Origin of the sequence: Corynebacterium lipophilum, from assembly GCF_024102595.1 — a bacterium.
Lineage (GTDB): Bacteria > Actinomycetota > Actinomycetes > Mycobacteriales > Mycobacteriaceae > Corynebacterium > Corynebacterium pseudogenitalium.
In genome coordinates this window covers 37,559-56,173 of the sequence record NZ_JAEUWV010000015.1, presented here as the reverse complement: position 1 = coordinate 56,173, position 18,615 = coordinate 37,559, and the positions used below count along the sequence as shown (strand labels likewise).

At 62.3% G+C, this 18,615-nt stretch carries 17 protein-coding genes; 16 read left to right on the top strand and 1 reads right to left on the bottom strand.

All coding sequences use genetic code 11. The annotated features are described in order from the left end of the window. The first annotated feature begins 790 nt into the window (after window positions 1–790). The 7 genes from JMN37_RS09125 (at window position 791) to JMN37_RS09095 (ending at window position 8,586) form a co-directional block, all read left to right on the top strand. A complete protein-coding gene (locus tag JMN37_RS09125; RefSeq protein ID WP_252931904.1) occupies window positions 791–1,885 on the top strand; it encodes an ABC transporter substrate-binding protein in 1,095 nt (364 codons plus the stop codon). A 397-nt stretch (window positions 1,886–2,282) separates the two neighbouring features. Beyond that, window positions 2,283–3,407, top strand: a complete 1,125-nt coding sequence (locus JMN37_RS09120; RefSeq protein ID WP_252931894.1) for an ABC transporter ATP-binding protein — start codon at window positions 2,283–2,285, stop codon at window positions 3,405–3,407. Between the two features lie 9 nt (window positions 3,408–3,416). Continuing rightward, window positions 3,417–4,646 carry a DUF4032 domain-containing protein gene (locus tag JMN37_RS09115; RefSeq protein WP_252931893.1) on the top strand — a complete coding sequence of 410 codons (1,230 nt, stop codon included), beginning with the start codon at window positions 3,417–3,419 and terminating at the stop codon, window positions 4,644–4,646. Window positions 4,647–4,769: 123 nt separating this feature from the next. Then, a complete protein-coding gene (locus tag JMN37_RS09110) occupies window positions 4,770–6,098 on the top strand; it encodes an ABC transporter substrate-binding protein (protein ID WP_252931891.1) in 1,329 nt (442 codons plus the stop codon). Between the two features lie 82 nt (window positions 6,099–6,180). Continuing rightward, window positions 6,181–7,026: a carbohydrate ABC transporter permease gene (locus tag JMN37_RS09105; RefSeq protein WP_252931890.1), complete on the top strand. Its 846-nt coding sequence runs from the start codon at window positions 6,181–6,183 to the stop codon at window positions 7,024–7,026. Window positions 7,027–7,029: 3 nt separating this feature from the next. Further along, window positions 7,030–7,908 carry a carbohydrate ABC transporter permease gene (locus tag JMN37_RS09100; RefSeq protein WP_252931888.1) on the top strand — a complete coding sequence of 293 codons (879 nt, stop codon included), beginning with the start codon at window positions 7,030–7,032 and terminating at the stop codon, window positions 7,906–7,908. Between the two features lie 9 nt (window positions 7,909–7,917). After that, entirely contained in the window at window positions 7,918–8,586 is a 669-nt protein-coding gene (locus JMN37_RS09095) for a MusI family membrane protein (protein WP_252931885.1), read from the top strand. On the opposite strand, the gene JMN37_RS09090 is transcribed toward JMN37_RS09095, so the two are convergent. Continuing rightward, window positions 8,583–9,803, bottom strand: coding sequence for a dicarboxylate/amino acid:cation symporter (locus JMN37_RS09090; RefSeq protein ID WP_252931883.1), 1,221 nt, complete (start codon window positions 9,801–9,803; stop codon window positions 8,583–8,585). The genes JMN37_RS09095 and JMN37_RS09090 overlap by 4 nt on opposite strands. 158 nt (window positions 9,804–9,961) lie before the next feature. On the opposite strand from JMN37_RS09090, the gene JMN37_RS09085 reads away from it, so the two are divergent. From JMN37_RS09085 to JMN37_RS09045, 9 genes are all read left to right on the top strand, one after another. After that, a complete protein-coding gene (locus JMN37_RS09085) occupies window positions 9,962–10,351 on the top strand; it encodes an SdpI family protein (protein WP_252931881.1) in 390 nt (129 codons plus the stop codon). A gap of 249 nt (window positions 10,352–10,600) precedes the next feature. Continuing rightward, on the top strand, window positions 10,601–12,100 hold the full coding sequence (locus tag JMN37_RS09080) for an anthranilate synthase component 1 (RefSeq protein WP_252931879.1): 1,500 nt from the start codon (window positions 10,601–10,603) through the stop codon (window positions 12,098–12,100). Next, window positions 12,097–12,678: a glutamine amidotransferase-related protein gene (locus JMN37_RS09075; RefSeq protein WP_252931870.1), complete on the top strand. Its 582-nt coding sequence runs from the start codon at window positions 12,097–12,099 to the stop codon at window positions 12,676–12,678. The genes JMN37_RS09080 and JMN37_RS09075 overlap by 4 nt, the downstream gene beginning before the upstream one ends. A 2-nt stretch (window positions 12,679–12,680) precedes the next feature. Next, window positions 12,681–13,709 carry an anthranilate phosphoribosyltransferase gene (gene trpD / locus JMN37_RS09070; protein WP_252931868.1) on the top strand — a complete coding sequence of 343 codons (1,029 nt, stop codon included), beginning with the start codon at window positions 12,681–12,683 and terminating at the stop codon, window positions 13,707–13,709. Beyond that, window positions 13,702–15,123, top strand: a complete 1,422-nt coding sequence (gene trpCF, locus JMN37_RS09065) for a bifunctional indole-3-glycerol-phosphate synthase TrpC/phosphoribosylanthranilate isomerase TrpF (protein WP_252931854.1) — start codon at window positions 13,702–13,704, stop codon at window positions 15,121–15,123. Before trpD ends, trpCF begins: the two co-directional genes overlap by 8 nt. Beyond that, window positions 15,116–16,366: a tryptophan synthase subunit beta gene (trpB, locus tag JMN37_RS09060; protein WP_071573848.1), complete on the top strand. Its 1,251-nt coding sequence runs from the start codon at window positions 15,116–15,118 to the stop codon at window positions 16,364–16,366. Before trpCF ends, trpB begins: the two co-directional genes overlap by 8 nt. A gap of 1 nt (window position 16,367) precedes the next feature. Then, on the top strand, window positions 16,368–17,225 hold the full coding sequence (gene trpA, locus JMN37_RS09055; protein WP_071573849.1) for a tryptophan synthase subunit alpha: 858 nt from the start codon (window positions 16,368–16,370) through the stop codon (window positions 17,223–17,225). Between the two features lie 14 nt (window positions 17,226–17,239). Next, window positions 17,240–17,587 (top strand): Rieske (2Fe-2S) protein, encoded by a 348-nt coding sequence (locus JMN37_RS09050; RefSeq protein WP_071573850.1) that lies wholly within the window; start codon window positions 17,240–17,242, stop codon window positions 17,585–17,587. 53 nt (window positions 17,588–17,640) lie between these two features. Beyond that, window positions 17,641–18,615: a bile acid:sodium symporter family protein gene (locus tag JMN37_RS09045; protein WP_252931852.1), complete on the top strand. Its 975-nt coding sequence runs from the start codon at window positions 17,641–17,643 to the stop codon at window positions 18,613–18,615.

The window sequence follows — 18,615 nt, the reverse complement described above, 5'->3', positions numbered from 1 at the left end:
ACGCCTGAAGTGGTGGACCTTCCGGTCTACGGCAGGGAATCCCGATTCAACGAGCACTGTCCCGCCGTAGGCCCAGGCAGGACCTGGAATCCATATCCAAAAAAGCACACATTTTGTCGCTTAACCCCCCCGCACCAAATTCCTGGATTTTCCCTAGGTGGGAAGTGGCGTTGGCAAAAGCCCAGGTCGGGGGTCGGCCAGGTGGGAATGTGGTGCGTACACAGAGGCCTCAGTGCCAAGAGACGCATGTTTGAATTCCGGCCTCCGCATTTCCGCAGGTCATAAATGTGCTAGAGGTTATCGGTTGCGTTGTTTGGCACTGGCACGCCGAGATACGACACCACATTCCTGGATTTTGGGAAGCGGCGTTGGCAAAAGCCCAGGTCGCTGAGACTGTGTGAGGGAATTTGGTGCGCACCAAGCACGGACTGACACCAAATTCCTGGATTTTGGGAAGCGGCGTTGACAAATGCCCAGGTCGGAGGTCGGCCAGGTGGGAATGTGGTGCGTACACAGAGGCCTCAGTGCCAAGAGACGCATGTTTGAGTTCCGGCCTCCGCATTTCCGCAGTTCATAAATGTGCTAGATGTTATCGGTTGCGTTGTTTGGCACTGGCACGCCGAGACACGACACCACATTCCTGGATTTTGGGAAGCGGCGTTGACAAAAGCCCAGGTCGCTGAGACTGCGTGAGGGAATGTGGTGCGCAGACAGGGGTGGGTTCGGGTATGGGGATGTCGGTGGGTACACTGCTGGCGTAATCACAACCCCTAAGAAGGAGTCCTTTCCTATGCGTCACCACGCCGTAGCCGCAACGTTGTTGACCGCAACACTGCTGGTCACCGGGTGTACCGCCGAAAACTCAGCAGAAAACACAGCAGAAAACACAGCCGAGCAGACGACCCAAACAACCCAGGAGGACACGACCCGCCTGCTCACAGACATCGACGGCACAGACGTGCGGGTGCCGAAGCAGGTGACCCGGTTGGCGGACACGTGGGACGTCAATAATCAGTTTGTGCTGATGCTTGGTGGCGGGGACACCCTGGTGGCCACCACTGAGGAAGCGAAGCGGCTGCCATGGCTGACGAAGATCTACCCGCACGTCACGGAACTGCCGACGCCGGCCTCCGGGACGCGCCTCAACGTCGAAGAGCTGAAGGAAATCAACCCAGAAATGCTCCTAACCTCCTCGAAGGAACAGGTCGAGGCGGCACGTGCGCAGGGGATCCCGGCGGCGAGGGTCGACTTTGATGACTTTGAGCAGCTGATGAAGTCCGTGCGCATTACGGCGAACGCGCTGGGCACCGAGGAGGCCGACCAGAAGGCGACCGAGTACGTGACCTACATGGAGCGCAACCTGAAGATGGTCGCGGACCGCCTGGGCGGCATGCCGGGGGAGAAGAAGCCGAAGGTGCTGCATATCGTTGGCGGGGAGGACGTCACGCAGGCGGACGGGCCGGACTCCCTGGTGGGGGAGTGGATTGCAGCGACGGGGGCTCGCAATGTGATCGAGGAGGTTGTGGACGTCACGACCGTCACCCCGCAAGACATTGTCGACGCCGCTCCGGACTTCATCATCGTGGGCGGTATGGAGGCGCAGCTGGGCGTCGATAAGCTGGTGAATGATCCTGCACTGGCGAACGTGCCTGCGGTGAAGCAGGGCAACGTGGTGAAGAACCCGGTGGGGACGTCGAACTGGGGCCGCTACTCGGCGGAGGAAGCGCTGCAGCTGCTGTGGGCAGCGAAGCTGTTCCACCCGGAGAAGTTTGAGGACGTCGACCTGGTTGCTGAGACGCAACAATTCTACTCAACGTTCTACGGATACGAGCTGAGCACCGAGGACGCGCAGCGGATCCTGGACGGCGAGGGCCCGGCGGCTTAAAAAAATTCTAAGAAGGCAAAGAAAAACCCGGCACCTCGTGTTCTAGGTGCCGGGTCTCTGCTTCGAATTTCTCTACTTGGGACTATACGGAACCAGCTGCGAAAAGGGGAATACCCGTGAGAAAATCGGCCTAAACTTTAAAGACAGGGGACAACGAAGGTTTCTTAACTTTCTCTTAATTTCGCGCTGACCTTGGGGTATTCCAAATAGAAAAAAGTTTGAAAAACGGGGACACGTCACGCAGTTCAGCCCCGTACGGGGGGAGGATGTAACGGGGGTAGCGGGAGTGTGACTCGCGACATAGCGAGTATGGGCTTGTGATTCCAGATGGTAGGTTAAGGGAGTACCTTATCCCCACTACGGAACGTTCGGCACGTACCTGCCGATGGAGGACCACATGGCATCAGTAACTTACGACAACGCGACACGCATCTACCCGGGTGCGACCACGCCGAGTGTCGACAAGCTCAACCTTGAAATCGCGGACGGGGAGTTCCTCGTCCTCGTCGGCCCGTCCGGCTCCGGTAAGTCGACCGCGCTGCGCATGCTCGCGGGTCTCGAGGACACCAACGAAGGCCACATCCGCATCGGCGACCGCGACGTCACCCACGTCAGCCCGAAGGACCGCGACATCGCGATGGTCTTCCAGAACTACGCCCTGTACCCGCACATGACCGTGCGCGAGAACATGGGCTTCGCGCTGAAGATCGCCGGCATGGACAAGGCGGAGATCGATAAGCGAGTAGAAGAGGCCGCGAAGACCCTCGACCTGACCCAGTACCTCGACCGCAAGCCGAAGGCCCTCTCCGGTGGTCAGCGCCAGCGCGTGGCCATGGGCCGTGCCATCGTGCGCAAGCCACAGGTCTTCCTTATGGACGAGCCACTGTCCAACCTGGACGCGAAACTGCGTGTGCAGACCCGTACCCAGATCGCGAACCTGCAGCGCCGCATGGGTGTCACCACCCTGTACGTCACCCACGACCAGACGGAAGCCCTCACCATGGGCGACCGCATCGCCGTGCTGAACTTCGGCGTCCTGCAGCAGGTCGGCACCCCGCGTGAGCTCTACGATCACCCGAACAACGTCTTCGTCGCAGGCTTCATCGGCTCCCCAGCCATGAACCTGTCCACCTTCGACGTCGACCTGAACGAGAAGGTCGCCAAGCTCGGCCGCGCCTCAATCCCGCTTTCCGACGAGCACATCTCCCACCTCACCGTGGAAGACGACGGCCAGGTCATCCTCGGCTTCCGCCCAGAGTCCCTGGAGGTCGTCGACGCGAACGCGAAGCACTCCATCCCGGTCGAAATCGACTTCGTGGAAGAACTCGGCTCCGACTCCTACCTGTACGGCCACCTCGCAGGCGGCGGCTGGAAGGAAGAGGGCCTCGACGGAGAGACCTCCGGCCAGATCGTGGTGCGTACCGCGCCACTGTCCGGCATCATGAAGGGCGACGTCGTCCACGTCCAGATCGTGGACGGTGGACTCCACGTATTTAGCAAGGCAACTGGCCAGCGGATCTAAGGACACACATTGCGCGAGAAACTCAGCGTTGTCTCGCCCGTCTACGCACCAACACTGCTGAAAATGCCGTGGGCGCAGCCACTCGAGGACTGGTCCTCCGACCTCCTCGCGGCGCTGCCCCGCGGCATTTCGCGCCACACGGTGCGCCTCATCGAAGCTGACGGGCTAGTCTTCGCAGTCAAGGAAATCGGCGGGGAAGTCGCCTACCACGAGTACAACATGCTCAGAAAGCTTCAAGAGCTCGACGCCCCCTGCGTCGTCCCCGTCGCCGTCATCACGCACCGCGTCGACGAACACGGCGAGGAGCTCACCCCCTGCCTGGTCACAGAGCACCTGCGGTTCTCACTTCCGTACCGCGACGTGTTCTCCCGCGACATCAGCGTCGACACCATCAACAAGCTGGTGCGCGCCCTGGCGGTACTGCTGGTGCGCCTGCACCTGCTGCACTTCTACTGGGGCGACGTCTCCCTGTCCAATACCCTGTTCCGGCGCGACGCCGACCAGTTCTCCGCCTACCTCGTCGACGCCGAAACCGGCGAGTTCCACGACCCCATCTCCGACGGACGACGCCTCTACGACGTCGACGTCGCCCGCGTCAACATCATTGGCGAGATGATGGACCTGCAGGCAGGCGGCTACCTCAACGAGGATGTCGACGTCATCACCCTCGGCAACGACATCGCATCAACCTACAACGAACTGTGGGACCTGATGACAGGGGAGCTCATCGTCGAAGGTGACGCGTTCGGGGCGATCGCTGGGCGCGTCGCAAGGATTAATGAGTTGGGATTCGACGTCGGCGAAGTCGAGATTGAGCACGACGCCGAGAACACCTACCGAGTGATCATCGAGCCCGCTGTTTTCTCCACAGGCTTCTACCAGAAGAAGCTGCTGCGGCTCACCGGCCTGGAGGTGCAAGACCGGCAGGCGCAACGCCTCCTCGGCGAGATGGAGGTGTACCGCGCCGTGCGCTACGGCGGCAAGCTTCCCCTCGAATCGGTGGCGCACCGCTGGATGGTGAAGAACTACGAACCCATCGTTGAGCTCATCCCACCCGAGCTACGCGAGAAGCTCGAACCCGCACAGATTTTCCACGAAATCCTGGATCACCGCTGGTTCATGAGCCAAAACGACCAGCGCTACGTCACCCTCACGGAGGCGGCACAGTCCTATTTCGACTACGTGCTGCCAGGGCATCCGGACGAAGCAATCGTCTATAAATTACCCCCGGAGATGTGACAGGGGCCATAATGTTTGCCGTGCTTCACAGAAGGTCACTATACTGAGGTAGTACCTTAAAACGCGCCGTGAACCGCATCGGGTAACGCTGGCAAGGAGCACGGCTAACATGAAGGATGGCCCATGAAGAAATTCACGCGAGCTTTCGCCTCAACCGCTGTCGCTGCACTGGCAGCGTCCGCCCTCGTCGCCTGTGGCGGCGGAGGCGACACCGAAGGTCCGAACGTCTACTTCCTCAACTTCAAGCCTGAGCAGGACGCGACCTACCAAGCAATCGCTGAAGAGTACACCGCGGAAACCGGCGTTCCAGTCAAGGTCGTCACCGCGGCGTCCGGCAACTACGAGCAGACCCTGCGCACCGAGGTCGGCAAGTCCGACGCTCCGACGCTCTTCCAGATGAACGGCCCAACCGGCTTCAAGACCTGGAAGGACTACACCGCAGACCTGTCCGACTTCTCCCTCGCACAAGAACTCAACGAGGACGTCACCCCTCTCACCGCGGAAGACGGCACCGTACGAGGCATCCCGTTCGCAGTTGAAGGCTTCGGCATCATCTACAACGAGGAAATCACCGACAAGTACTTCGCACTGCCAAACCCGGCAGTCGCTTCCATGGACGAAGTCAAGAACTTCGAATCCCTGAAGAAGCTCGCCGAAGACATGCAGGCAAAGAAGGACGAGCTCGGCATCGACGGCACCTTCGCGTCCACCTCGCTCACCAGCGGTGAGGACTGGCGCTGGCAGACGCACCTGGCGAACGGCCCAATGCACTTCGAGTTCGAGGACCTCGGCACCACCGACGCAGAGGACGTCACCTTCAAGTACAACAAGGAGTACAAGAACCTCTTTGACCTGTACCTGAACAACTCCACCGTCGCACCGACCCTGGCACCGTCCAAGGCAGTGTCCGACTCCATGGCAGAGTTCGCACTCGGCCAGGCAGCGTTCGTCCAGAACGGTAACTGGGCATGGTCGCAGATCGCTGACGTCAACGGCAACGTCGTGAAGGAAGACAAGATCAAGTTCCTCCCGATGTACATGGGCCTCCCAGATGAGGAAAAGACCGGCATCAACGTCGGTACCGAGAACTACCTCGCCATCAACGCCAAGGCGCCAGAAGAGGACCAGCAGGCCACCAAGGACTTCCTGAACTGGCTGTTCACCTCCGAGGCAGGCAAGAAGCACGTCATCGAGGACCTCGGCTTCATCGCACCGTTCAAGAACTACACGGAGACCGACGTCCCAGCCGACCCGCTGGCACGCCAGGTACAGGAAGCCATCTCCAACACGGAGCTGACCACCCTGCCATGGGACTTCCAGTTCTTCCCATCCCAGCAGTTCAAGGATGACTTCGGCGGCAACCTCGCCCAGTACGCATCCGGCAACATGGAGTGGGCAGACGTCGTCGCTAAGTTCAGCGAGGACTGGAAGGCCGAAAAGGGCTCCAACTAAGCACTGAACATGTTGTAAACCAGAGCGCGGGGTGTGCGAACAGCGCACTCCGCGCTTTTTATTCCCCAGATAGGCACCACAAATGCAGCAATCACTGAAGAAATATTTCCCACTCTTCGTACTGCCGACGCTGCTTGCGTTCTTGATCGCCTTCCTTGCCCCATTCGTCATTGGTTTCCTGCTGTCATTCACCAGCTTCCACACCATTACCGACGCAACCTGGGTAGGATTCGACAACTACGTCCAAGCGTTCGAAGCACGAGAAGGCTTCGTCCGAGCATTCGGATTCACCGCCCTCGTCGCCATCGTTTCCATCATCACCGTCAACGTCTTCGCATTCGCAATCGCCTGGACACTGACACGGAAACTCAAAGGCACCAACTTCTTCCGCACCGTATTCTTCATGCCGAACCTCATCGGCGGCATCGTCCTCGGCTACACATGGCAATCCATGATCAACGCCGTGCTCGCCCAATACGGCACCACGATCGTCTCCGACTGGAAATACGGCTACCTCGGCCTGGTCATCCTCATTAACTGGCAGCTCGTCGGCTACATGATGATCATCTACATCGCAGGCCTACAGAACGTGCCACCAGAGCTCGTAGAAGCAGCAGAACTCGACGGCGTCTCCAAGTGGGAAATGCTCCGCCACGTGACCATCCCAATGATCATGCCGTCCATTACCATCTGCCTCTTCCTGACCCTGTCCAACACCTTCAAACTCTTCGACCAGAACCTCGCGCTCACCAACGGTGCCCCAGGCGGAGCAACCGAAATGGTCGCACTCAACATCGTCAACACGATGTTCCTGCGCAACAACGTCGAGGGCGTCGGCCAAGCAAAGGCCGTCATCTTCGTCGTAGTGGTCGTCGTCATCGCAATGTTCCAGCTGCGCGCAACACGCAGCAAGGAAGTGGAGGCATAACCCATGGCAACCAAAACAAAGGCACCCGTCACCGCCTCCGAAGCGAGCGTCAGCGGCCCAGCCAAAGTACTCATCTACGCGGTGCTGGTGTTCCTCACCGTGGTCTTCCTCGGACCCATCGTGTTCATCTTCCTGAACTCCTTCAAGCAGAAGTTCGCAATCTCCAACAACCCATTCGCCCTCCCGCTCGGCGACATGTGGGCCGGACTCGAAAACTACATCACCGGCGTCCAAGGCGAAGGCTTCGCGTGGGCCATCGTGTGGTCGTTCACCATCACGATCCTCTCTGTCGCCTCCATCGTCTTCTTCTCCTCGATGACCGCCTACTACATCACCCGCGTGAAAACGTGGTGGACGTCCACGCTGTACTACCTGTTCGTGTTCTCCATGGTCATCCCGTTCCAGATGGTGATGTTCCCAACCGTCACCATCGCCGACCGCCTCGGCCTGGCCAACCCGCTTGGCATGGTGGTGCTCTACACCGGATTCGGCGCAGGCCTGTCCGTCTTCATGTTCGCCGGCTTCGTCAAGTCGATCCCGCTCGAAATTGAAGAAGCAGCAACCATCGACGGCTGCAGCCCACTGCAAACGTTCTTCCGCGTCGTCCTGCCGATGCTCAAGCCAACCGCAGTGACCGTCGCCATCCTCAACGCAATGTGGGTCTGGAACGACTACCTGCTGCCATACCTCGTCATCGGCCTGTCCACCCCATACCGCACCATCCCAGTGGTCATCCAGCAGTTCGTTGGATCCCAGGGCAACCGCGACATGGGCGCAATGATGGCAATGCTCGTGCTCGCCATCGTGCCGATCATCATCTTCTACATGTCTTCCCAGAAGCACATCGTGGAAGGTGTCGCAGCTGGCGCCGTGAAGGGATAACATTCTGGCGTGAGCCTTTTCAATCCCGATTCCCGATTTATGTCCGCCTTCACCTTGATGGCGGACATTGTCATTGTCAACATGCTTTTCGTGCTGTCCAGCCTGCCCATTGTGACGGGCGGCATGGCGATCCGCGCGGCGAACGTCGTCACCGGCTACATGGTCGAAGGGCGTGGCTCCCGCTACGGACTGCACTACCTCCGCGAGTTCCGCTACGGCGGCGGCACATTCGGCGGCGCCTCCACCCAGTGGTGGGGGATCCTCGTCGCCATCGGCCTCGGCGTCACCTACCAACAGTGGGTCATCTTCCAAGCAGGTGTCGACGGCCCCCTCCTCAACCTCACGCAAGGGCTCACCCTGTCCGGCATCCTCATCATCACCGGCATCAGCGTGTGGTTCTTCGCGCTCCAGGCGCAGTTGGACCTCCAGGCGACCCCAGAAGGGCAGCAAAAAGCGCCCCTGGGCGAAACCCTGGGGCGCTCCGTGATCCTCACGTTCCAGCAACTGCCACGCACCCTCGGCGCACTCCTGTGCATCGGGGCAGCGGCATCCCTGCCGCTGTGGACCTCAGTTGCCGTGTGGATCCCCGCCTATTTCTTCGCGGTGCCGGCGCTCACGCTGTTCCTTGTACAGCTGCTCGTCGCGGCACCGCTCGGGCGGGGGCTCGCTAGCGACTAGGCGTCCTGCGCCTGAATCTCCTTAGCGCGTTCCATATCCTGCGTGACGATCTTGCCCTTCGCGAAACGGTTCACAATCATCGCGATCGCGCCGTCACCGGTCACGTTCGCCGCGGTGCCGAAGGAGTCAACCACAATGTAGGCGGCGATCATCAGGGAAATCATCGACTCGTCGAAGCCCAGGTTCGCCTGCAGCAGGCCAACCGCGGCCATGATCGCGCCACCAGGCACGCCCGGCGCAGCGATCATCATGATGCCAAGCAGCAGCACGAAACCAACGACGGTGCCACCGGTGATCGGCAGCTGCGCCATGAACACAATCGCCAGGGCGTACAGCGTAATCTTCATCATCGAACCAGACAGGTGAATCGTCGCGCACAGTGGCACGATGAAGCCCGCCACGTTCTCGTCCACCTTGTTCTTCAGGGTGGACTGGTAGGTGACCGGAATCGTCGCCGCGGAGGACGACGTACCCAGCGCCGTGAAGTACGCCGGCAGCATGTTCTTCAGCGCCGTGAACGGGTTCTGACCCGCCACAGCACCAGCGATCAGGTACTGGCCCAGCACGATCACGATCGTCATGCCGACCGAGAGCAGCAACACCACGCCGAACGCGGCCATCGTCGAACCGAAGTTCTCGTTCATAGCCAGGTTCAGGAACGTACCGAAAATGAACAACGGCAGCAGCGGAATGACGAAGCTCTGGACCACCTTCATGATCACGTCACGCAGCTCATTGAGCACCTCGTGCATCGTGCGGGACTTCACCGTGGTCATCGCGATACCAATCACGAACGCGAGCAGCAGCGCCGACATCACCTCAAACGGTGCAGGCATCTCCACCTCGAAGAACGGCGACAGGCCGCCCTCGGAGGGGTCGTCGATATCTGTACGCAGCTGCGTACCAGCCAGCAACGTTGGGTAGAGTGCTGAAGCCACACCCCAGGCAATCAGGCCGGAAATGATCGTGGATCCGTAGGCGACCCCGGCCGTGATACCCAACCACTTACCCGCGCCCTTGCCCAGGCCCGCAATCGCGGGGGCGATCAGGGAGAAGATGAGGATTGGGACGAAGAATCCCAGGAAGTTCGAGAACAGGCCGTTGAACGTCACGAAGACGCGCGCGAGCCAGTCAGGAAAGAAAAAACTGCACAGAAAGCCGGCGACGATCGCCACGACAATCCAGAAGAGCAGCGAGCTCAACACTTTCGATTTCATTGTTGCACCTTTAATACGAGGCGATGGACAGATCCACAGGCGAAAAACCTGTGATGGTTATGCTATACGGTATGTTGCTTGCACAGAGCCCTAATGGGCCATTTTCTGACACAAGTTCCATAAATACTATCATTGGGATACTCCTTATAGTATTCACTGTGGCACTTCTCATACCGGGCGTCCTCGCGACCACCGGGAAGCTCCCCGGCAACAGCATCATCGGGCTGCGTGTACCGGAAGTTCGCAAGCACGAGTCCACCTGGCGCCAGGCCCACCGCGTCACCGGCCCCTTCTGGGTGCTCGCCGCAGTCGCCTTCGCCATCGGCGCCGCCTTTGCATTTATTGCATACGGGTGGATGTGGATACTCGTGGCCGTGGCTGTCATCGCCGGGCTCGTGAGCATCTCCGTCGGCGGTAACTTCGGGGCCCGCGCCGCCGCGCTTGTCGACGCCGCCTTGGACGCCTCGGACTCAGACTCCTCAGACGAGCCCGCCGTGGACCTCGGCGCGCTACGCAAGGCCGCCGGGAAGGCGGACGAACAGCAGTAGCAGTTTTATATTCACGCTGTACGCAGGGAGTTTGGTGGTTCCGCGTACAGCGTTCGATCTCTCCGCTACCTTTACACCTATGACTTTCACGACTCAGAAGAACTGGTGGTGGCTCCCGAACACGGCGAGCCGCCTCTTCTAGTACCTTCTAGAGTCCCAACGACGGCCCGCCGGCTTGTAACCACAAGCACCGCGGGCCGTTTGCTTTGGCTCACACGCCCTCGGTGTACCAACACACGAAGGACGACCATGAGCACACACACCACCCGCCACGTGAAGTACCACGCGGACGCCGCCAGCCTCTTCGCGCACCTCGGCGGCACCACGAACCAGGACACGGTACTGCTTGAATCCGCCGACATCACCACCCGCTCCGGCATCCAATCGGTCGCGGTGCTGCGGGCCGCGGTGCGCGTCACCTGCTCGGGCATCCACGTACACGTCGAGCCACTGACCTCCTTCGGGCGCACGGTGGCTGATCAACTGCGGGAGCAGCTGGGGGAGTACCACGTTGGAGAGAACGTCTACGCGTTTCCGCCTGTTGCCGCTGCTGTTGTTGCGGACGAGCGCGAGCGCCTCACCGCCACCTCCACCGTCGAGGTACTGCGCGCGCTCAGCAAGTTCGGCTTCCTCGCCGGCGGGTTCGCCTACGACTACCTCGAAACCTTCGAGGCGCTTCCGGCCGTGGCCGACGGCGCCAACACCTACCCCGACTACCAGTTCGTCCTCGCCGAAGTGCTGCTGCGCATCGACCACCAGGCACAGACCGCGACGCTCAGCGGAGTTGGGATTGACGCGCTCGCCGAGCGTATCGACGCCGCTTCGCCACCGCCATTACGTTCCTCGGCGGGGCCCGGCGGCACCCTGGTTGCTCGCGCCGACATCCCCGACGCGCAGTTCTGCGCCGACGTCGAACGCCTCAAGGAGCACATCTACAACGGGGACATCTACCAAGTCGTGCCCGCCCGCAGCTTTGTCGCCGACTGCCCGGACGCGTTCGCCGCGTACCTCCAACTGCGCGCGACTAATCCTTCGCCGTACATGTTTTACCAGAGGGGCGTCGATAAGCATGGTGACTCTTTCGAGCTCTTCGGCGCCTCGCCCGAATCCAACCTGAAGTACACCAACGCCGACCGTGAGGTGCAGCTGTACCCGATTGCGGGGACGCGGCCGCGCGGGCTCGCCGAGGACGGGACGGTCGACCACGAGCTGGACACGCGGATGGAGCTGCAGCTACGCACCGACGCCAAAGAAGTCGCCGAGCACACCATGCTCGTGGACCTCGCGCGCAACGACGTCGCCCGCGTTGCGGAGCCCGGCACGCGGCGAGTTGCCGAGTTGCTGCAGGTAGACCGGTATTCGCGCGTCATGCACCTCGTGTCCCGGGTCTCAGCGCGGCTGGCTGGGGACCTCGACGCACTCGACGCGTACCGGGCGTGCATGAACATGGGCACGCTCACCGGGGCGCCGAAGCTGCGCGCCACTTCGCTGATCCGCTCGCTCGAGGGCGCGCGGCGCGGGTCTTACGGCGGAGCAGTCGGCTACCTGGACAGCAACGGCGACTTTGACACCTGCATCGTGATCCGTTCCGCGTACGTCACCGGCGGGAAGGCGATCGTGCAGGCGGGTGCCGGAGTCGTGCGCGACTCCAACCCGCAGTCCGAAGCCGACGAGACGCTGCACAAGGCGTACGCGGTACTCAACGCCATCGCGCTGGCCGCCGGCGCAGAACTGGAGGTAATCAAATGATTGTGCTGCTGGATAACCAGGACTCGTTCGTTTACAACTTGGTGGACGCGCTTGCTGAGTATGAGTCAGTAGTGTTTCGTAACACTGTTGATGTTAACTCAATACTGGCGCTGGATCCTTCACTGATCGTGCTTTCACCCGGGCCCGGGTACCCCGGCGACGCCGGCTGCATGCCAGAACTGATCCGCCGGGCACAGGGCAGCGTGCCGATGCTCGGCATCTGCCTCGGCTACCAAGCCCTCGTGGAACACTTCGGCGGCACCGTCCAGCCCTGCGGGCCCGTGCACGGAGTCTCGGACACCATGAGACTAACCTCGGAGGGCCTTGCGTCCGGGCTCTTCCGCGGCATGACCAGCCAGCTCAGGCGCGACGTGCCGGTCGCGCGCTACCACTCGCTCGGGGCAGTGTCGCTGCCTGCAGAGATGCACGCGCTGGCCCGCACCGGGGACATCGTCATGGCCGCCGAAACCAACGACGGCATGTCCATCGGGCTGCAGTTCCACCCCGAATCGATCCTCACACCCGCAGGCCCAACGATGCTGCGCCGGTGCGTCGACAAGCTGAAGAAAGGAAACTAACCATGGCAACCGAACGATCCCTCACCATCCTCAAGCGCTTCCTGGACAACCGGGAGCCGACACTCGAGGAAGCCATCGAGGCATTCACCCCGCTCACCGTCGGCGACTACGACGACGTCCACATCGCAGCACTCCTGGCCACGATCCGCACACGCGGCGAAACCTTCGCCGACATCGCCGGCGCGGCTCGCGCGTTCCTCGCCGCAGGCCGACCGTTCCCGGTGACGGGGGAGGGGCTGATGGACACCGCCGGCACCGGCGGCGACGGCGCGAATACCATCAACATCACCACCGCGGCGTCACTGGTCGCCGCCGCTGGCGGAGTGCCCATGATCAAGTGCGGCAACCGGTCCGTGTCCTCCAAGTCCGGCTCCGCCGACGTCCTCGAGGCCCTGAACATCCCACTCGACCTCGACCCCTCGCGTGCGGTGCGACAGTTCGAGTCCTCCAACTTCACCTTCCTCTTCGCACCGGCGTACAACCCGACCATCGCGCACGTGCAGCCGGTGCGCAAGGCGCTCGGCGTGTCCACGCTGTTTAACACGATGGGGCCGCTGCTCTCACCGGCGCGGCCGGAGTACCAGATCATGGGCATCGCCAACCCGGCGCAGGGGCGCGTCATCGCTGAGACGATGCGCGAGCTCGGGCGCGGGCGTGCGCTCGTCGTCCACGGCGCGGGCACCGACGAGCTGGCGGTGCACGGCGAGTCGCAGGTCTGGGAGCTGGGCCGGGACGGTTCCATCACTGAATACGTGCTTACGCCGGAGGAACTCGGCCTCAAGCGCTGCTCGCTCGAGGACTTACGCGGCGGCGACGGCGCGGAGAACGCAGCCGCCATCCGCGCGACGTTCGCGGGGGAGGGGCCGGAGGCGCACCGCTCGGCCGTCGCCGCCGGTGCGGGTGCCATGTTCTACCTCAACGGCACAGCGCCAACCATCGCCGACGGCGTCACCCACGCCCTCAACCTGCTTGCCGACGGCACCGTGCAAGCATGGTTGCAACGACACGAGGAGGCTGATTACAGTGCCTAAGCAATTACCCACCGTGCTCGAGGAGATCGTGGCAAGCCGACGTGGCGATTTGGCAGCGATCCGCGAGCGTCTTGTCCACGTTGATGTCGCTGCACTCCCGCGCTCGGAGCGCTCGCTCTACGACAACCTGAAGCGCAAGGGCACCAGCTTCATCATGGAATGCAAGTCCTCCTCGCCGTCCCTCGGCCTGATCCGCGCCGACTACAAGCCCGGCCAAATCGCCTCGGTGTACTCGCGCTACGCCGCCGGCATCTCCGTGCTGTGCGAGCCCTCCCGCTTCGGCGGCGACTACGACCACCTGGCCACGGTCGCCTCGAGCACGCACCTGCCCGTACTCTGCAAGGACTTCATCATCGACGAGGTCCAGGTCTACGCCGCGCGCTACTTCGGCGCCGACGCTATCCTGCTCATGCTCTCGATTCTTGACGACGCCAGCTACGCCTACCTCTCCGGCCGCGCCGAGTCCCTCGGGATGGACGTGCTCACCGAAGTGATTAGCGAGGAGGAGGCCGTGCGGGCTGGTCGACTCGGCGCGCGGATCTTCGGCGTGAACCACCGGAACCTCCACGACCTGTCGATTGACCTAACGCGCTCCGCCCGGTTGGCGCGACTCGCTCCTGCCGAAGCGGCGGTGGTGTCGGAGTCCGGCATCCAGTCCGTGGAGACTGTGCGTCAGCTCGGCGGGCACTCGGACGGGTTCCTGGTCGGGTCGCAGCTGACCGGCCAGCCGGACATCGACCTGGCCGCCCGGAAACTGGTGTACGGGCCAAACAAGGTGTGCGGGCTGACGTCGTGGAGCGCCGCGCAGGCCGCCAAGGCGGCGGGCGCCGTGTACGGCGGGCTCATCTTCGAGGAGTCGAGTCCGCGCAATGTTTCACGTGAAACATCGGCGGACATCATCGCACACGAGCCGGGGCTGCGGTACGTCGCGGTTTCCCGCCGCACGTCCGGGTACGGCGAACTGGTCCAGCCGGGCATCCACGCGGTGCAGGTGCACGCTCCGTACCAGGGATCGCTCGAGGCAGAACGCTCCCTGGTCGAGCGGGTGCGCGCAGAGATCGGGGAGGACGTCGAGCTCTGGCGGGCGGTCTCCATGAGTGAGTCATCCGGCGTAGAGGTTGCGCTGGGGATCCTAGGGGGCGTCGACAAGCTGGTGCTCGACGCGCGCGACGGCGGTTCCGGCGAGACCTTCCGCTGGGCCGACATCCCGGACGAGGTACGCGGCGACTCGCTCCTCGCCGGCGGGCTGCACCCCGACAACCTCCGGGAGGCGCTCGCCGTCGGCTGCTCCGGCGTAGACCTCAACTCGGGCGTCGAATACCCTGCTCAGGCCGGGCGTAAGGACGCGGGCGCGCTGCGGCGGGCCTTCGAGATCATCGGCAACTACCACTACCCAAGGACAGAAATTGACTGACTACACCCACGGCGGCAGCACCATCCTGCCCGCATACTACGGCGAATTCGGCGGGCAATTCGTCCCCGAATCGCTCCTGCCGGCGCTTGACCAACTCGAGCGAGCGTTTGTCGACGCCCTCGCCGAGGAAACCTTCATGGCCGAATACCGCGCGATGCTTCGCGACTACCTCGGCCGACCGACCCCGCTTACCGAATGTCGCAATCTGCCCCTCAACGGCGCGAACGCGCGCATCTTCCTCAAGCGCGAGGACCTCGTGCACGGCGGCGCACACAAGACGAACCAGGTCATCGGCCAAGCACTACTGGCGAAGAAGATGGGCAAAACCCGCATCATTGCCGAGACCGGCGCCGGCCAACACGGCACCGCCACCGCGCTCGCCTGCGCTTTACTGGGTTTGGATTGCGTCATCTACATGGGTAAGACCGACATGGCGCGGCAGGAGCCAAACGTCTACCGCATGCGGCTGATGGGTGCTGAGGTAGTGGGCGTCGACTCCGGCGCCGGCACCCTGAAAGACGCCGTCAACGAAGCACTACGCGACTGGACCGCCACCTTCCACGAGTCCCACTACCTGCTCGGCACCGCGGCCGGGCCGCACCCGTTCCCCAAGATCGTCAAGGAGTTCCACCGCGTGATCTCCGCCGAGGCGAAAGCCCAGATGCTTGAGCGTACCGGTGGGCTGCCGGACGTCGTCTGCGCCTGCGTCGGTGGCGGCTCCAACGCCATCGGGATGTTCGCCGAGTTTATCGACGAGGAGGGCGTCGAACTCGTCGGCGTCGAACCCGGGGGAGAGGGCGTGGGCGTCGGCAAGCATGGCGCCGCGATTGCTGCCGGGACCGTCGGCATTCTGCACGGCACGCGCTCCTACCTGATGCGTGACACCGACGGCCAAGTGGCTGAGTCTTACTCAATATCCGCCGGCCTGGACTACCCCGCGGTCGGACCCGAGCACGCAAACCTTGCCAAGACGGGCCGAGCGAAGTACGTTCCCGTCACCGACGAATCCGCCCTGCGTGCGTTCCAGTTGCTGTCACGGCACGAGGGCATCATCCCGGCGCTCGAGTCCTCGCATGCGTTGGCGTACGCGCTGCAACGCGCGGCGTCCCACCCGGCTGACGCGGAGCCCCTCACAATCCTCGTTTCCCTTTCGGGCCGCGGCGACAAGGACGTCACTCACGTCCGTAGAACACTCGCCGAACACCCGGAATGGGTTGAAAATGTGCGAAAGGAGACCAACTAACATGTCCACCCCTGCAACGTCACGTTACGAAAGACTCTTCGCCTCCCTACAGGAGAGGGGAGAGGGGGCCTTCGTCCCATTCATCATGCTTTCCGACCCCAACCCCGACGACGCCCTCCAAATCATCGACGCCGCCGTCACCGCCGGAGCCGACGCCCTCGAACTCGGCGTCCCGTTCTCCGACCCCGTCGCCGACGGCCCCGCCATCCAGGCGGCACACGTGCGGGCACTCGATGGCGGAGCAACCGTCGATAAGGCACTGGCACAAGTTCGGACGATCCGCGAGCGATACCCCGACCTGCCGATCGGCATGCTGATCTACGCCAACGTCGCCTACGTACGCGGTCTTTCCTCGTTCTACGAGGCGTTCCGAGAGGCGGGCGCAGACAGCGTGCTGCTCCCGGACGTCCCTGTGCGCGAATCGGCGCCGTTCAGCGAAGCTGCTCTTGCCGCGGGTGTCGACCCGATCTACATCGCCCCTGCCAAAGCCAGCCCGCAGACTTTGGAGGGCGTCGCCGCGCAATCCCGCGGCTACATTTACGCCATCTCCCGTGACGGCGTGACCGGCGCCGACAAGGAAGCCTCCGTCGACGGCCTTCGCGAGGTAGTGGACAACGTGCAAGCATACGGCGGCGCCCCGGTGCTGCTCGGGTTCGGGATCTCCACACCGCAGCACGTCGCGGACGCAATCGCAGCCGGGGCAGCAGGCGCCATCACCGGCTCCGCGATTGCGAACATCGTGGCTAAATACACCGAACACACGCACCCGAATCCCGCGCGCATCACGGACATCGACGCGCTGACCGCCGAGCTGTCCTCCTACGTCGCGGCAATGAAACAGGCTACTATCAGGGCATGACTTGTTCACGACGCATGTTCCTCCTCGGCACCGCCACCACTTTCGCCGGCGCGTTCCTCGCCGCCTGCGGATCGGAACCAACCGCCGAGGTAGCCAAAACCCAAGTACCCGTCGGCAGCGCCGTCATCCTCGACGGCTTCATCATCGCCCAACCGACCGCCGGCGAGTACGTCGCCTACTCCCAAACCTGCCCGCATCAGGGCCAGAAGATCACCAAAGTCGATGGGGACACTGTTCGCTGCACCGGCCACGGCTCCGTCTTCAGCATTACCGACGGCTCCGCAGTCTCCGGACCAACGCAAAATCCCCTGACCCCAGCGCAGCTTACAGAAGCGGGCGAGACGCTGAACGCGTCGATGTAAGGCTGCTGCTTTCTCGGACTGCCTGGCGTGGCCTACGTGGCTATCATGTGTGCATGTCAGGTTTTCTTCGCCGTATCGACCCCTTGCTCCTCGGCATCATCCTCGCCGCGGTACTCGCGTTCATTGCGCCCGCCCGAGGCTCGTTTGCCGAGGGCTTTTCCATTGCTGTCAAACTTGCAATCGGTCTGCTGTTTTTCCTCTATGGTGCGCGTCTTTCCACCCGCGAGGCGCTGCAAGGTTTGACGAATTGGCGCCTGCATTCGGTCATCCTCGCCTTCACGTTCATCGCATATCCTTTGATCGGCCTGGCCATGCGCCCCCCCACCGCGTTCATTTCCAACTCGGTGTACCAGGGGATTCTCTATCTTTGCCTGGTGCCGTCGACTGTACAGTCGTCGGTGGCGCTGACGGGGATCGCGCGTGGCAATGTGCCGGGTGCGGTAGTTGCGGCGAGCCTGTCGTCGATAGTTGGTGTGGTGGCGACGCCGGCCCTCGTGATGGTCCTGATGGGTGCCGACAGTGGCATTCATATTGATGCATCTGTGTTCCGGAATGTTGCATTACAGTTGCTCCTTCCTTTCGTGCTGGGTCAGGTCGCTCGGGCAGTGGTGCCTGGTGTTGCTGGCTTCGCTGCGCGGAAAGCTACCAAGCTTGTTGACCGCGGGTCCATTTGGATGGTCGTTTACTCGGCGTTCTCAGCTGGTGTTGTTTCTGGCGTGTGGTCAAGTGTTTCTGCGCTCGAGGTGGTCTTCCTCTCTGCGTTCGCTCTGGTTCTGGTTTGCGTCATGCTGTGGGTGACGCGGGTTGTCCCGGAGGCTTTGAGGTTCTCGAGGGCGGACACTGTAGCGATCCAGATGTGCGGGACGCAGAAGTCGTTGGCTGCTGGGTTGCCGATGGCGTCGGTTATCTTTGGCGGAGGTCAACTCGGTGTGCTGATTGTGCCGCTGATGATCTACCATCTGATTCAGTTGATGACGTGCTCCGCGTACGTCTCGCGCCTTGCAAAACCGACATCTTCGAAGGAGTAG